Origin of the sequence: Pelovirga terrestris, from assembly GCF_014773365.1 — a bacterium.
Classification (GTDB): Bacteria; Desulfobacterota; Desulfuromonadia; order Desulfuromonadales; family Geopsychrobacteraceae; genus Pelovirga; species Pelovirga terrestris.
In genome coordinates, this window is record NZ_JACWUN010000001.1 from 240,743 (window position 1) to 255,536 (window position 14,794).

General features: G+C 49.7%; 16 protein-coding genes. 8 read left to right on the top strand and 8 right to left on the bottom strand.

The genetic code is table 11. The annotated features are described in order from the left end of the window. Window positions 1–259: 259 nt before the first annotated feature. Genes yhbY through ICT70_RS01075 form a run of 4 tightly spaced genes read right to left on the bottom strand, consistent with a single transcriptional unit; the run spans window position 260 to window position 1,826 of the window. A complete protein-coding gene (gene yhbY / locus ICT70_RS01060) occupies window positions 260–559 on the bottom strand; it encodes a ribosome assembly RNA-binding protein YhbY (protein ID WP_191153527.1) in 300 nt (99 codons plus the stop codon). Window positions 560–580: 21 nt separating this feature from the next. Next, window positions 581–904, bottom strand: coding sequence for an AzlD domain-containing protein (locus ICT70_RS01065; protein ID WP_191153528.1), 324 nt, complete (start codon window positions 902–904; stop codon window positions 581–583). Next, window positions 901–1,602, bottom strand: a complete 702-nt coding sequence (locus ICT70_RS01070; protein WP_191153529.1) for an AzlC family ABC transporter permease — start codon at window positions 1,600–1,602, stop codon at window positions 901–903. Before ICT70_RS01070 ends, ICT70_RS01065 begins: the two co-directional genes overlap by 4 nt. Window positions 1,603–1,661: 59 nt before the next feature. Next, entirely contained in the window at window positions 1,662–1,826 is a 165-nt protein-coding gene (locus ICT70_RS01075) for a hypothetical protein (RefSeq protein ID WP_191153530.1), read from the bottom strand. Window positions 1,827–1,988: 162 nt separating this feature from the next. Here ICT70_RS01075 and ICT70_RS01080 point away from each other — a divergent pair, with 162 nt between their 5' ends. Next, window positions 1,989–2,951: a LysR family transcriptional regulator gene (locus tag ICT70_RS01080; RefSeq protein WP_191153531.1), complete on the top strand. Its 963-nt coding sequence runs from the start codon at window positions 1,989–1,991 to the stop codon at window positions 2,949–2,951. A gap of 24 nt (window positions 2,952–2,975) precedes the next feature. On the opposite strand, the gene ICT70_RS01085 is transcribed toward ICT70_RS01080, so the two are convergent. Continuing rightward, window positions 2,976–4,634, bottom strand: coding sequence for a Na/Pi cotransporter family protein (locus ICT70_RS01085; RefSeq protein WP_191153532.1), 1,659 nt, complete (start codon window positions 4,632–4,634; stop codon window positions 2,976–2,978). Between the two features lie 300 nt (window positions 4,635–4,934). Between ICT70_RS01085 and pfkA the strand changes: the two genes are divergently transcribed. Both pfkA and ICT70_RS01095 read left to right on the top strand, forming a co-directional pair. Continuing rightward, on the top strand, window positions 4,935–5,900 hold the full coding sequence (pfkA, locus tag ICT70_RS01090; RefSeq protein WP_191153533.1) for a 6-phosphofructokinase: 966 nt from the start codon (window positions 4,935–4,937) through the stop codon (window positions 5,898–5,900). Window positions 5,901–6,151: 251 nt separating this feature from the next. Continuing rightward, window positions 6,152–6,445, top strand: a complete 294-nt coding sequence (locus tag ICT70_RS01095; RefSeq protein ID WP_191153534.1) for a rhodanese-like domain-containing protein — start codon at window positions 6,152–6,154, stop codon at window positions 6,443–6,445. 147 nt (window positions 6,446–6,592) lie between these two features. On the opposite strand, the gene ICT70_RS01100 is transcribed toward ICT70_RS01095, so the two are convergent. The 3 genes from ICT70_RS01100 to ICT70_RS01110 form a co-directional block, all read right to left on the bottom strand. Continuing rightward, on the bottom strand, window positions 6,593–7,276 hold the full coding sequence (locus tag ICT70_RS01100; RefSeq protein WP_475597473.1) for an ATP-binding cassette domain-containing protein: 684 nt from the start codon (window positions 7,274–7,276) through the stop codon (window positions 6,593–6,595). Window positions 7,277–7,319: 43 nt separating this feature from the next. Continuing rightward, complete coding sequence (locus tag ICT70_RS01105; protein ID WP_337906491.1) at window positions 7,320–8,279, bottom strand: amino acid ABC transporter permease; 960 nt, start codon at window positions 8,277–8,279, stop codon at window positions 7,320–7,322. 94 nt (window positions 8,280–8,373) lie between these two features. After that, complete coding sequence (locus ICT70_RS01110) at window positions 8,374–9,177, bottom strand: transporter substrate-binding domain-containing protein (RefSeq protein WP_191153537.1); 804 nt, start codon at window positions 9,175–9,177, stop codon at window positions 8,374–8,376. A 409-nt stretch (window positions 9,178–9,586) separates the two neighbouring features. Between ICT70_RS01110 and ICT70_RS01115 the strand changes: the two genes are divergently transcribed. The 5 genes from ICT70_RS01115 (at window position 9,587) to ICT70_RS01135 (ending at window position 14,786) form a co-directional block, all read left to right on the top strand. Continuing rightward, window positions 9,587–10,519 (top strand): DMT family transporter, encoded by a 933-nt coding sequence (locus tag ICT70_RS01115; RefSeq protein ID WP_191153538.1) that lies wholly within the window; start codon window positions 9,587–9,589, stop codon window positions 10,517–10,519. 95 nt (window positions 10,520–10,614) lie between these two features. Continuing rightward, window positions 10,615–12,414 carry a translation elongation factor 4 gene (gene lepA, locus ICT70_RS01120; protein WP_191153539.1) on the top strand — a complete coding sequence of 600 codons (1,800 nt, stop codon included), beginning with the start codon at window positions 10,615–10,617 and terminating at the stop codon, window positions 12,412–12,414. Beyond that, a complete protein-coding gene (gene lepB, locus ICT70_RS01125; protein WP_420488569.1) occupies window positions 12,415–13,095 on the top strand; it encodes a signal peptidase I in 681 nt (226 codons plus the stop codon). Window positions 13,096–13,301: 206 nt separating this feature from the next. Further along, on the top strand, window positions 13,302–13,835 hold the full coding sequence (pyrR, locus tag ICT70_RS01130; protein WP_337906516.1) for a bifunctional pyr operon transcriptional regulator/uracil phosphoribosyltransferase PyrR: 534 nt from the start codon (window positions 13,302–13,304) through the stop codon (window positions 13,833–13,835). A gap of 15 nt (window positions 13,836–13,850) precedes the next feature. Next, on the top strand, window positions 13,851–14,786 hold the full coding sequence (locus ICT70_RS01135; RefSeq protein ID WP_191153541.1) for an aspartate carbamoyltransferase catalytic subunit: 936 nt from the start codon (window positions 13,851–13,853) through the stop codon (window positions 14,784–14,786). Window positions 14,787–14,794: the final 8 nt, after the last annotated feature.

Here is a 14,794-nt window from a genome sequence, read left to right on the forward strand (position 1 = left end):
CCCCTTTTTACGTAGCCTGAAAAAATGGAACTCTTGACCAAATGACAGCAAATTCCAGATTCGGGTGCCTGGCGGCAATGGCTATAAAAAGGGGTTACTTTTTAAGCTTGGGTCGTTACGCATTTCCGAACATGAATGCTGTTTTATTTAGCATATACGCTCATGATCGAGCTTCGTCAATAAAAAAAGTATGTCCTCTTAATTAAAAGGAAAAGCGTATACGTCTTAGCATGTTAGAGCTATGTTCGGGGAAGAGCACTCAGGGTTTTGGTAAGGAAATTTGAGGGTTTTCCGGGTGTCTACGATAGAGCAGAAAAGTACGGCCGAGGACCTGGGCGACGCTGGAAGAGGTTGCCTGGGCCAGTTCACTGGCAATCTCGCGGCGGTCGCTGAGGCAACCATCCTGCAACTTCACCTTGATCAACTCGTGGCTGGTCAAGGCTTCGTCGGTAGCGGCAACCACTCTGTCAGTCAATTCATCTTTACCAATCATCACAATCGCCTGCAGATGGTGACCGAGGCCACGTAAATATCTTGCTTGCTTACCTGTCAATTTCATTGTTAATTCCATGGAGAGTGCTTATAAAAAAATGCCGGCCAACCAGTAAAAGAACATCCCGACCAGCACGGTGCCGCCAAGACTACGGGTTTTTACGGCAAAGATCAATGTCGGAATGGCGACCAGAAATTCCAGTTTGCCAAAGGTGATAGCTGCACTGGTGGTATCGATAAAAAGAATCGGGGCCAGTAATGCGCCAAGGACAGCGACCGGAATGTAACCAAGCCAGTCAATCAACCCTTGCGGCATCTTTTTATGGGACAGATAGAGCAAGGGCAGGGCGCGGGGCAGGTAGGTGACCAGCCCCATGCCGATAAAAAGAAACAGATATTCAGCAGTACTCATGAGCTTTTATCGCGTTTTATTTGAAACAGATAGCCGCAGGTTGCCGCACAGACAGCTCCGCCGACAATATAGGAATCGCCTGGAATCAACCAGGCCCAAAGGACAGCGACAATGGCAGCAATAAGCGCGGTGATGACATAGAGTCGGCCATGAAGCTGAAAGACCAACAAACAGATAAACATGCCGACCAGAGCATAGTCGATACCAAAGGCCCCGGCAGGGACAAGCTGTCCGATCAAGACCCCACTGACAGTAGCCAGGATCCAGACGCTGTTGGCCAGATGATTAACGATCAGGGCCTGAAAGCGTGTCCAGCCACCGGCGCGAAATCGCGCCATGTTGACGGCAAAACTCTCATCCGTAATCCCATAGGCAAATAACGACAGAAATGAGCGCCTGACACCATGGAGATAAACGGCCAGGGCAGAGCTCATCAACAGGTGGCGCAAATTCACGATAAAGGTCGTGCCGATGATCGCTCCCAGTGAACTACCGGCGGCAATCATAGCAACGCAGATGAACTGCGCACTACCGGCAAACACCAGTACTGACATCATCGCCATCGCCCACCAGGGGATAGCCGCTTGCTCGGCAAGAACACCAAGGGCCAGACCGATAGGAACGTACCCGAGACAGATCGGCCAGGCGGCATAGATTGCCGACTTAATCGCAGCGGATGAAGGTAGTTGATGATCCATGGAGGGAGGGTTTATCACTAACAGCGAAACAGTTCAAGAACAGGTTTTTTTTGGCCGGATCAATAGCCGGCACCCCAGCGGCTCATCAGGTGAAGACGTTCCTCTTCCGTGATCCAGTTACCGTTAACGACGCGCCCGTGATGCTCCCACACTTTGAGACGGACTGAGCCGATAATCGTCAGCACTGCAACAACCACAAAAATGGTCAAAATCAGATATGTCATGATGGACTCCTGTTAGCCTTGGTCTGGTCGATTATTCATCTCATCCTCAACCAAACACCCCATTTTTTGAAGGTTTACCAGAAAAAGTATTCTGTATGGCTGGATTATTCCATCATCATGATGTATAAGTAAATTACTTAAATATGAACTACAGGATAAGTCATGATTAACCTGCCAGATATGAATCGTTTAAAGATATTTTACTTTGTTTATAAGCTTGGTAGCAGCGTAGCTGCATCTCAGAAATTAAATCTGACCCAGCCGGCGGTCAGTCAACAGCTGAAAAAACTTGAGGAAGAATTAAAAACACCGCTGTTTATTCGAATGCATAAACAATTGGTGCCGACAGCCGCTGCCCAACATCTCTATCGCTTGGTTGCACCACTGATCGAGAGGCTGATCAGTGAAATTGAAGCGATACGCTTGCCCCATGACCGGCCGGCCGGTAAATTGCGCATCGGGGCTCCGCGAGAATTCGGCAAGGAGTATTTGCCGCGTTTTTGTCAGCGATTTCGAATGATTTATCCGGATGTTAGCTTTGAGCTGAAACTCAAGGAAGCCGTACCCCTTTTATCCATGCTGCAAAAAGGTGAACTCGATTTTGCTCTGGTCGATGTCTATTACGAACCGGGGGAATTGCCCGGGTTTCCGGCTGTTTTCAGTATGGAGCCGTTATTGCGGGAAGAAATGATGCTGGTGTCATCGCGAGGTTACTATTATCAGGAGATTTGCGGTGATCACAGTCTGACCAATCTGGTTGGCAAGGATTTTGTTACCGATGAGGATGATCCGTCGATCCTTGATCTCTGGTTTCGTCATCATTTTAACAAACGTCCAGAAAGCTTGGCGGTGGTCATGACGCTGGATACGCATGAGGCCCTGCTGAACAGTTTGCGATTGGGAATGGGGCTGGGGGTTGCCACCGCCCATCTGATCTGGGAGGAAATTCAGCGCGGAGATATTGTTCCGATTACCACGGCGAAAAACAACATGGTCAATATGATTTCCCTGGTGCAGCTACTGGATAAAATTCCCACCTTGACGGAGAAAGTCTTCCGCGAATTTCTCCTGCAGGAAGTTCAGCAACATGAAGTGACAGGGCGTTTTCAGTGTATATCAGGATGATTGCTGCGCGCCGTTTTGCTTGCCTCATTCGTCTTCTTCAGCCAGGGCTTCGTAGAGGTTAACAGTATGGTTTTTGATGCGGCGCATAGCGACCGCCATGTCGCTGAAGGTTAAAGCGGGCAGGGCATTGCAGGATCCGGCCTTCATCCGGTCAAGATGGGCCCTACGGATAGAATCTGCCAGGTCGTTAAGGCGTTTTGCCTCATTGCGAATAAGGCTTTTATTGATTTCAGCCTCGCTATGAAAAACCTTGCAGACCAGGTTATAAAAAGCGAAGAGTTCATGATGAAAATTGTGCAGATCATTCCAGGCATCAGCACTGTAGTCGAGATCGTTCTTTTCCAGGCGGCGCATATAGGAGCATAAAGAAAGGGCATAATCGGCAATGGATTCCAGTTCGTCCGCCGCACGAACATAGGCATAGGCACGATCGGATTGTTCCTTGGTGGATTTGCCCCCTTGCATCAGTGCAACCGTAAATGTCGTAATTTCGTGTTGAATAATATCTGTCTGTTCCTCAATTGCCTTCACCTTACGGTAAAACTTTTCGTGTCCCTTAAGGTCACGCTGGAGAAAACTGCCGGCATGTCGTAGAGCTTTATGGACTCGCCCCTGCATTTTTTTCAACTCCTCAAAAACCATACCGACACCAATAGCGATGGGCATGGAACCCGGAGCACCGACATACTTAAAGGAACCTTTGGGGCCACCTTCCTTATCCGGAACCATGTTAATGACCAGCTTGGCTAATAGTCCGAGAAACGGTAAGACAATAAGAGTAGCCGTGATATTGAACATGCTGTGGGCAAAAGCAATGTGGGCGGCAATATAAGGTCGATCACCGACTTCGTTGGCAAAATTGGCAGTGCCGGGGACCAGTGACTCAACCAGAGCGACGAAGGGGGAGAAGATGATGACGATAATGCATACCCCCACGACATTAAATACACTATGAGCCATTGCCGTGCGTCGCGCAGCGACCGAGCCACCGATAGCTGCTAATTGGGCGGTGATGGTTGTGCCGATATTTTCCCCCATAACCAGCGCGACAGCGGTATGGAAGGGGATAGCGCCGGTTGCCGCCAGAGCAATGGTGATGCCGAGCATGGCCGAGCTGCTCTGAACCGCCATAGTGAGGAGACAACCGATGAAAACACAACCGAGAATGCTGATCAAGGACTGAGCGTCAAGAAGCAGCATCAGGTTCATAAAACGTTCGTCGCTTCGGAGTGGCCGAAACGCATCGCTCATGATTTCCAGTCCAAAAAAAATCAGGCCCAGGGCAACAATGACTCGGGCCGTCGCGGTGATCCGATCATTTTTTGAAAAGAGCATGGGGAAAATGCCGAGGCCGACAAGAAGCAGTCCGTATTTGCCAATTTTTATGGCCAGGATCCAGCCGGTAACCGTGGTGCCGATGTTGGCACCGAGAATAAAACCGATAGCCTGGGTTAACTGCATCAGGCCGGCGTTGACCAGACCAACCACCATGACGGTTGAAATGGTCGATGACTGGACAAATGCTGTTACCGAAATGCCGACAAGAACTGCCAAAAAACGATTACTGGTCAGTGATGAGATGACCTTGCGGATAACACCGCCCGACAGCAACTGCAGGCTGTCAGAGAGAAACTTCATACCAAGAATAAAGATGCCAAGGCCACCGATTGCGGTGTAGGCCATTGTGAAGGGATCAATCATATAGTTTTGTTCAGCTCGTTGGTAGTCTGATAGAGTATGATAGCTGTCGGCAATTTAGAACCCTTTTTTTTTACAGTCAAGGATAACGACCATAGAAAATTTATTTTTTTTGTGAGCTGGAAAAACCTCTTTAAGCTATTACTATCTATGTGAAACAAATGAGAGCAACGCAGCAGTTGGCGAGTTTTTGCGACGCTATCTTCATTGCTAACGTGGGCAAATGCTATTTATATCTTTTATGGTTAACCATCTGGCATTATTTCAACGTGAAAGGGAAACATCATGCTTAAACGAATAGCTGTATTGACCAGCGGTGGCGACTCATCCGGAATGAATGCCGCAGTCAGAGCCGTGGTGCGCGCCGGTCTGGTATCCGGTATCGAGGTCTTCGGTGTGCAAAAGGGGTATCAGGGACTGATCGACCGGCTGTACGAAAAATTGACGACGAAATCGGTCAGCGGTGTGTTGCAACGCGGCGGCACCTTCCTGCAAAGTGCCCGGTGCAAGGAAATGCGCACCGAGGCCGGTCTGCGCCTGGCCTGCGACAACTTGAAGGGGCTCGGGGTCGAGGGATTGGTGGTCATTGGCGGTGATGGCTCTTTGGCTGGGGGGCTGGCTATTCACCAGCAGGGTATTCCGGTCGTCGGCATCCCAGCGTCAATTGATAACGATATACCATATACCGATCTCTCTCTGGGAGTTGATACCGCACTGAACAATATCGTCCGGGCGGTTGACAACCTTAAGGACACGGCATCCTCCCATACCCGCGCCTTTGTCGTTGAAATCATGGGGCGTAATTGCGGCTATCTGACGGTAGCTTCAACTATTGCCAGCGGTGCCGAGTTCAGTCTGATTCCTGAAGAACCTTACGACCTGGGACAAATTTGTAAGGACTTGCGCAAGCGTTATCAGGAAGGGCGTAATAACAGTATCATCATGGTGGCCGAGGGTGCAGGCCGCGCCGAGGATATCGCGGCTCAAATCAAAGACAGTATCGGCTTTGAAACCAGGGTTATTGTTCTTGGCCACTATCAGCGTGGTGGTTCCCCTTCGGCCTTTGACCGTCTGCTGGGGGCACGTTTCGGCCGTGCGGCGGTTGATGGACTGATTCAGGGTCACACCGGTACCATGACTGGTTTGAAAGGTACGGCTATTGCGTTAACAGATCTAAAAAAAGTGACACAGGCCGGAATTCGACCGATTAATCCCATGTTCCCCTATCTGGCCAATAGCCTTTCTGTTTAAACTCTTTGTATCTGTTCAGCACCGGATCGGGGGTCCTGTGTCAAGGGGCGCAAGGATAGAGCTGAATAGTTACCAACTCATTTTGTTGAAACACCTGTTGCGAGTGGTACCTTTTTGGCGCAATCTCTGATATGTTTTGCAAATGGGTAGGACCGGCCCAGTTTGAGGATCGGCCACTTTTTTTTGGCGTATTTGAAAGAAAACTTACAATTAGCCCAACTATCACTCAAAGAATCAAGGAGCAGGTGAAGATGTTACGGAAAACAATTCATGTTATTTTTGTCCTGGGCCTGGTCTTTTCCTCATCAGCTGCACTGGCTGCAATACCAACTCATCCTGATCAGGTTCAGCGGATCAATGTTATCGATCTTCTCGCCCTGCAACGTCAGCACTCAGTGATATTTGTTGATACGCGAACGCCCGGTCAGTGGCAGCAGGCTGTTGATAAGATTCCCGGCGCGCTGCGTATCACATCACAAGCTGAATTTGACGAGTTTAAGCGCACGGTGCCGAGCGATTCGGTCGTTGTCACTTATTGTACCTGACCGAATGAGTCCTCCAGCGCCGGTCTGGCGCTGATTCTTGCCAATAATGGCTACGCACGGGTCTATGCACTCTTAGGTGGGTATGCTGCCTGGCAGGCAATGAAACTGCCGGTGGAGATCAAATAGAAAGGTTGAATCAGGAAAAACCTAAAGCACCTGCTTTAGAAAGAGCTGTGCACGTTCTTCCTGCGGATTGGTGAAAAAATGCTCCGGCGTGCCTTCTTCGACCAGTTTACCGTGGTCCATAAACAGTACCCGATCAGCAACCTCACGGGCAAAACCCATCTCATGGGTGACGACCACCATGGTCATTCCTTCGCGCGCCAGCTGTTTCATGACCTCAAGGACCTCACCCACCATTTCCGGGTCAAGAGCACTGGTTGGTTCATCAAACAGCATGACTTTCGGATCCATCGCCAAAGCTCTGGCGATGGCGACCCGTTGCTGCTGCCCCCCTGACAGTCGAATCGGGTATTCCATCTCCTTCTCGGCTATCCCGACCTTTTTCAACAGTCCCCGCGCTTTTTCTGCCGCAGCGACTTTTTTCCTTTTGCGCACAACCGTTTGCGCCAGAACAAGATTCTCCAGCACGGTTTTGTGTGGAAAAAGGTTGAACTGCTGGAAGACCATCCCAACTTCGCGACGCACCTTGTTCATGTCGGTTTTACGATCCGCCAGGTCGACCCCATCTATATAAATATGCCCGCAAGTCAGTTCTTCAAGGCCGTTTAAACAGCGTAGATAGGTTGATTTTCCTGATCCTGAGGGACCGATGACAACAACTACTTCGCCGGCCTTAATATGAGTAGTAATGCCGTCAACGGCGTGCACGACCTGCCCACGGCCATGAAAAGTTTTCTTCAGATCGATGGTCTTAATCACTGACTGCTAGCCTCCGTTCAACCCAGGCAATCACCTGAGAAAGGACCGACGTGAGGGTAAGATAAAGGAATGCGACAACAAACCAGATTTCAAAGGTGGCAAAGGTCGAGGTGATAACTTCGCGACCGGCTTTGGTCAAGTCGGTGATGGCAATGACCGACACCAGTGACGAGTCTTTGATCAGGCTGATAAACTGACCGGCCAAGGGAGGGAGCGTTCGTTTGAAAGCCTGAGGCAGAATGATGTGGACCATTGCCTGAGGTGTGTTCATGCCCAGAGAGCGGGCGGCCTCCATCTGACCTTTGGGAATCGACTGAATCCCTGCACGGATGATTTCCGCAACATAAGCACCGGCAAAGATGGATAACGCCGCTATGCCCGCAGCCATACGATCAATGTTAAGCACCGTGCCGAAAAAGAAGTAAACAATGAAAATCTGCACCAGTAAAGGTGTTCCGCGGATAATTTCAATATAAATAATCGATAATTGCCGCAGCGTAACGTTTTTGGCCAAGCGACAGAGGCCGGTAATCAGGCCGATGATGAGACCAATGATGCTGGAAATGGCGGATATCCATAGGGTGACCCCGAGGCCGTACAATAATGGGCCTATTTCCCACTTAAACGTCGAGCCGATAAGATCCCCGGCAAAAATATTTTCATCGGGAAAAACCTTTAACGTATCAGAATCGATGACAAAGGACTCCACCTCATCAAATTGATTGCGGATGGTTACGGTGGTTGAGTCACCGATAGCTTCAATCTCGATAACACGACTGTCGTAATGTGCCCGCTTGACGAATTCATGATGGTAAACGAAATATTGGGGAACACGGTTCCAGCGCCAGGCATAATTGACTTTACTGGTTGCGACCCAGAGCCCAGCGCCAATGGTACCCAGGATTAATATCGTCAATAACCGCCAATGCCAGTCTTTACGATAGCTGTTCACGTGAATGTTCACCCTTTTTGGTACGTTAAAAGATGGGAAAGAGCGGACATCCATTGTCAGCGTCGATCAGGATGCCCGCCCCTTAAGGAAAAAATCAGTTCTGGATCTGCTTCAACCACTCATCACTGACGAACCACTTGTTGTAGATCTGCTCATAGGTGCCGTCGCTTTTAATCTGGTTGAGGAAGTTGTTGAGCCAGTTAAGAAAATCGTAATTGCCGCGGCGGATTGCCCAGGCCAGGGGCTCATGGGTGAAAGGCTCATCAAGAAACACCAGACTACCATCATTACGCTGAGCGTTAGTAATAGAGAGCAGCGGAAGGTCATAAACAACCGCGTGAACCTTGCCGTTGAGCATGTCGAGTACTGCTTCCTGCTCGGTTTCAAAAGAAACGTACTGAGCGCGCGGGATCATCCGCTGAACCGCTTGCTCGCCGGTCGTGCCGAGTTTTGACGAGACCTTGTATTTGGGATCGTTCAGATCGCGGTACGACTTGACCTCATCAGCGATTTCCTTACGGATCAGCACAGTCTGGCCGACAACGATGTAGGGATCGGCAAAGTTAACCGACAGGTTACGCTGCTGGGTCAGGGTCATGCCGCTCATGATGATATCAAACTTGTCGGTCAGCAGGGCGGGAATGATACCATCCCAGGCGGTGCTGACCAATTCCAGCTTGACCCCCATGGCATTGGCCATGCGGCGGGCGATATCCACATCGAAGCCGATAATCTCACCACGCTGGTTGGTTAATTCAAACGGCATGTACCCGGGTTCCATGCCGACCCGCAACACGCCGCGCTTTACTATCTCGTCAAGGACGTCGGCAGTAGCGAGGGCAGGAGCCAGTAAACTGACAGACAACAGACAAGCCAGCATGATTTTTACAATGTTCATCGATCATCCTCCATACTTAATCTAATGTTATGTCAGAAGCGTCCTGGACCTCATCTGACGACGAAAAACTCCGTAAGGTATTCAATAGGATTTGCCTTCATCGAGAAGTTCAGATATAGACATGCGGATTCCACACTGTGGGCACAGAGGCAGGTCTTCAACGGGTAGATAGATGATCTCAGTATAACGGCAGCGCGGGCAGACAACCTCGACGGGTTCCCGTTTTGATCGATCCTGGTGGTTCATCAAGGATCCCTTCTAGGTCAAGTAAGCCTGCCGCTTATTAAAGGTTGGTGGTATGAATGTGTTTTGATGGATTTTCGGCAGTCATTGTACATCGTTCTTTTTTTTCTTATATCATGTGAATTTCAATATAAACAAGCCCCTTCCGTTAACGAAGTACAATTTCATGTCACTTTTTGATCCAGCTAAAATCAATCGGCGCCAACTGAACGCTGAATTGATGTTAATTTCAGTGACCCTGTTCTGGGGGGCCACTTTCCCCATTGTTAAGGATGCGATTACCGAAGTACCGGTTTTGTGCTTTTTGTGGGTTCGTTTTGCTATAGCCGCCTTGTTGCTTGCACCACTGGCGGGGCGATCAGGCTTTACTACCCTCGATCGGCGCGGCTGGTTGGCAGGACTTATCCTCGGGGGATTGTTGTTCTTGTCCTATTTGTTTCAAACCTACGGTCTGGCCCTGACCAGTTCTTCAAACGCCGGATTTCTAACTGGCCTCAATGTTATCTGGGTGCCGCTGTTGACCGGCCCGCTACTGAAAAAACCGGCAGCAACCGGTTCTAAAATCGGCGTTGTTCTGGCAATTATTGGACTGTTCATGCTGACCTGGCGATCTCCCTGGAGTGTTAATCCCGGCGATCTGCTGGTGTTGATCTGTTCGCTGTTTATTGCCCTGCATATCCTCGGTCTGGATGTGTTTACCCGTGGCTATGATGGCCGTGCTTTAACCTGTGTCCAGATTGGGACAATGGCCCTTCTGGCAGGGGCAGGCAGTCTGGTATTTGAACCGGTGTCCTGGCCACGAACCTGGACCCTTTCCTTGTTGTCCGCGCTGATGATAACCGCGGTGTTTGCGACAGCCTATGCTTTTTGGGCCATGACCACCTTTCAGAACCGCACGACACCAACGCGCGCGGCTCTTATTTATACCCTTGAACCGGTCTTTGCGGCAATTTTTTCCATCTGGCTGGCAGGTGACCGATTATCAACCTTAGCCTGGTTCGGCGGTGCCCTGATCCTCGCGGGAATGATAGTTGCGGAAGGGTGGAGTCTGACGGCTCGCCATCGCCGCCAACGACGCTCCCCTAACAGCAGTCCATAACAATGGTGTAGGGCTTTTTCGTTTATTCTTTACAAGCAGAACATTACTGCTTAGGATGATAAACTTTTTAAATTTTAACTATTAATCGAGCCAACATGGACCTTACTAAAATTCGCAATTTTTCCATCATTGCCCACATTGATCATGGTAAATCCACCCTTGCTGACCGTCTGCTGGAAGCAACCGGCGCTCTGACTGATCGAGAAAAATCAGACCAGTATCTGGATAAAATGGAGCTGGAAAAAGAACGCGGGATTACCATTAAAGCTCAGGCAGTAAGGCTGACTTATAAGGCTCAGGACGGTCAGACCTATATCCTCAACCTGATTGATACCCCGGGGCATGTTGATTTTTCCTATGAAGTTAGTCGCTCCCTCTCTGCCTGCGAAGGCGCTCTACTGGTGGTTGATGCGGCCCAGGGGGTCGAGGCCCAGACCCTGGCCAATGTGTATATGGCTATTGACCAGAATCTGGAAGTTTTTCCGGTACTGAACAAGGTCGATCTGCCCAGCGCAGATCCGCACCGCGTCTGTGAAGAGATCGAAGAAATCATTGGTATCGATACCAGTGACGCTATTTTTGCCAGCGCCAAAGAAGGGAAGGGGATTCCCGAAATTCTTGAGGCCCTGGTGAAAAAAATTCCGCCACCGAAAGGAAACCCGCAGGGTTTGCTGCAGGGGTTGATCTTCGACTCCTGGTATGATTCCTATCAGGGCGTTATTATCCTGGTGCGCATTTTTGAAGGTACCGTAAAAAAGGGGGACAAAATCCGCCTGATGCAAACCGGCGGCATCTATGAGGTGAACAAGGTCGGGGCCTTCAGTCCGCATCCAGTCGAATTACAGGATCTTGCAGCCGGCGAGGTGGGGTTCGTTATCGCCGGTATCAAGGTGGTAGAAGATGCCAAGGTCGGTGATACCCTGACCCACCACCATCAGCCGGCGGCAAAAGCTCTTCCTGGTTATCAGGTGGTCAAGCCCATGGTCTTTTCGGGTCTTTATCCCATCGACAGTGGTGAGTATGACGCCCTGCGTGATGCGCTGGAAAAGCTACGCCTGAATGATTCTGCTTTTTCCTTTGAACCGGAAAACTCTCTCGCCTTGGGTTTTGGTTTCCGTTGCGGTTTCCTCGGTCTGCTCCACATGGAGATCATCCAGGAACGCCTGGAACGTGAATTCAATGTTGAACTGATAACCACAGCACCTACGGTTGTTTACCGGGTGACTACGGTCAAAGGGGAGGTGTTAAACGTTGAAAGCGCCAACATGCTCCCTGATGTCCAGATGATCCAGCAGATTGAAGAACCCTTTGTGCTGGCTTCGATCCACGTTCCCAATGAATTTGTCGGAGCGGTGTTGGGACTGTGTATTGAGAAGCGCGGTATTCAGCGTGAAATCAAATATCTGACAGCTAATCGCGTGATGATTGTGTTTGAATTGCCGCTGAACGAGATCGTCCTCGATTTCTTTGATCGACTCAAATCCATCAGTCGCGGCTATGCCTCGCTTGATTATGACCATCTGGACTTCCGAACCAGTCGTCTGGTGCGCCTGAATGTTCTGATCAATGGCGACGTTGTCGATGCCCTATCGTTGATTGTTCACAATGACAAAGCCCAATACCGTGGACGTGATCTGGTGGCAACAATGAAGGAATTTATCCCCCGACAGCAATACGAGGTTGCAATTCAGGCGGCAATCGGCAATAAGGTTATAGCCCGTTCAACTGTCAAGGCGCTGCGCAAGGATGTGACCGCTAAATGTTATGGTGGCGATATTACCCGAAAACGCAAATTGCTGGAAAAGCAGAAGGCGGGAAAAAAACGGATGAAACAGGTAGGTAGTGTCGAGTTGCCGCAGGAGGCATTTCTGGCAATCCTCAAAATCAAAGAGTAAATGAGTAAATACATGGCCTTTTTCCGTAAGAAAAAAAAACAGGTTGAATCAAATAAACCCTGGTATCGCGAATGGTCTGAAGCCCTGATTATCGCTGTCGTTCTGGCACTGATTATTCGCACCTTCGTTTTTCAGGCGTTCAAAATTCCTTCCGGCTCAATGCTCGATACCCTGCTGATTGGCGATCATCTACTGGTCAACAAGTTTATTTATGGCACCAAATTGCCCTTTAGTAATAAGCGCCATCTGGCTTTGCGCAGTCCGGAACGTGGTGATGTCATCGTCTTTGAATTCCCCGAGGATGAAGGGAAATCGTACTTTCAGCGCCGTGATTTCATCAAACGCTTAATTGGCTTGCCTGGCGATGTGGTCGAAATTCGCGCCAAGCAGGTTTTTGTCAATGGCGAATTGCTGCAGTTTGAGCAGGAAATCTATCGGGACAGCCAGGTGCTGCCGGCTGCTGTCGGCCCACGCGACTACATGGCCCCATTCAAGGTGCCTGAAAATCAGTATTTTGTTTTAGGAGATAATCGCGATTTTTCCTTTGATGGTCGCTTCTGGGGGTTCGTTGACAATTCCAAGGTCAAGGGGCTGGCCTTTATTAAATACTGGTCTTGGGATGCCGAGGCGAGCCTGCCAGGCAAAATTCGCTTTAATCGTATTGGCCGTCCTATTCATTAAATAAAACTCGTCGTTTGCCCTATTGACAAGATATTAGCAGCATTGTAGCTTTCAAAAATTACTTCACTTTTACCCTTTAAACTGATCCGAGAGGTCGGCAAGGGAGAACCCATGTTTTACAATTCCCAAAAAAGATCCCGAACGCCTGTGCACATCAGCTGTACAGGTGTTTTTTTATGTCCTTTTTGTGGCAGGAGGTACTTGTGGTGACTGTAGCTGTTGAAATACTCGATCAGGACGGAGTGAATCGGGCACTGACCCGAATTGCTCACGAAATTATTGAAAAAAACAAAGGGGTCGAGGATCTGGTAGTGATTGGAATTCGCACCGGGGGGGCCTATCTCGGCGAGCAGATTCAACAACGTATCAATATGATTGAATCCGTAACTGTGCCCTTCGGTAGCATTGATATCACTATGTACCGCGATGATCTGGCCTCGCGTGGGCATCTAGCCGTCGGACAGACTGATATTCGCTTTAATCTTGATGGTAAGCGGGTCGTGCTGGTCGATGATGTTCTTTTCACCGGTCGAACGATTCGTGCCGCTATGGACGCGGTGATGGATCTTGGGCGACCACAGAGCATCCAGTTGGCCATCCTGATTGATCGTGGCCATCGAGAACTGCCGATTCGTCCGGATTATGTCGGTCGTAATCTGCCAACATCCCGCAATGAGCAGATCAAGGTTGATTTTGACGAACAGAACATTCCCCGAGCAATTTATCTGCTCAAAGGCTAACGGCGGAGGATCATCATGAATTTTAATCCAAAACATATTCTGGGCATCAAAGATCTATCAGCGGCTGAAATCCATTTTATTCTCGATAGCGCTGCCAGCTTCAAAGAGATCAACAGCCGCCAGATCAAGAAAGTACCGACCCTGCGTGGCAAAACCATCGTCAACCTGTTTTTCGAAGCCAGTACCCGCACCCGCACTTCCTTTGAGATCGCCGGCAAACGTCTTTCCGCCGATACCATTAACATCAGCGCGTCATCTTCATCCGTGGTTAAAGGGGAAACCCTCGAAGATACGGCCAAAAATATTGAAGCTATGCACCCTGATATCATCGTGATGCGCCACAGTGCTTCCGGTGCCTGTGACTATCTTGCCCAACGCCTAAAGTGCTCGGTCATTAATGCCGGCGATGGTACCCATGAGCATCCCAGTCAGGCGCTGCTTGATGTCTTTACTATCCGTCAGCACAAAGAGAAGATCGAGGGTCTTACCGTAACCATCGCCGGCGATGTTACCCACAGCCGGGTGGTACGCTCTAATATCTATTGCCTGACCAAGCTCGGTGCCAAAGTACGGGTGGCCGGTCCGCGTACCATGTTGCCGCCGGGGTTGGAAAAGCTGGGGTGTGAAGTTTATACCGATCTGCGTGAAGCCATTCGTGACGTTGACTGTATCATGATGCTACGCATTCAACGCGAACGTCAGGGCAAAACCCTGATTCCGTCATTACGCGAATATGCCCGCTTTTATGGTTTAAATCCGGAAAACATCAAACTCGCCAAACCGGATGTCATTGTCCTGCATCCGGGGCCGATGAATCGTGGCGTGGAGATTTCATCCCAGGTTGCCGACGGTCCTCACAATGTTATTCTCGATCAGGTTGAAAATGGTGTTGCTGTGCGCATGGCACTTTTATACCTGGTTTCCGGTGGTGAACCCCTTCAGCAGAATTAAATAATAAC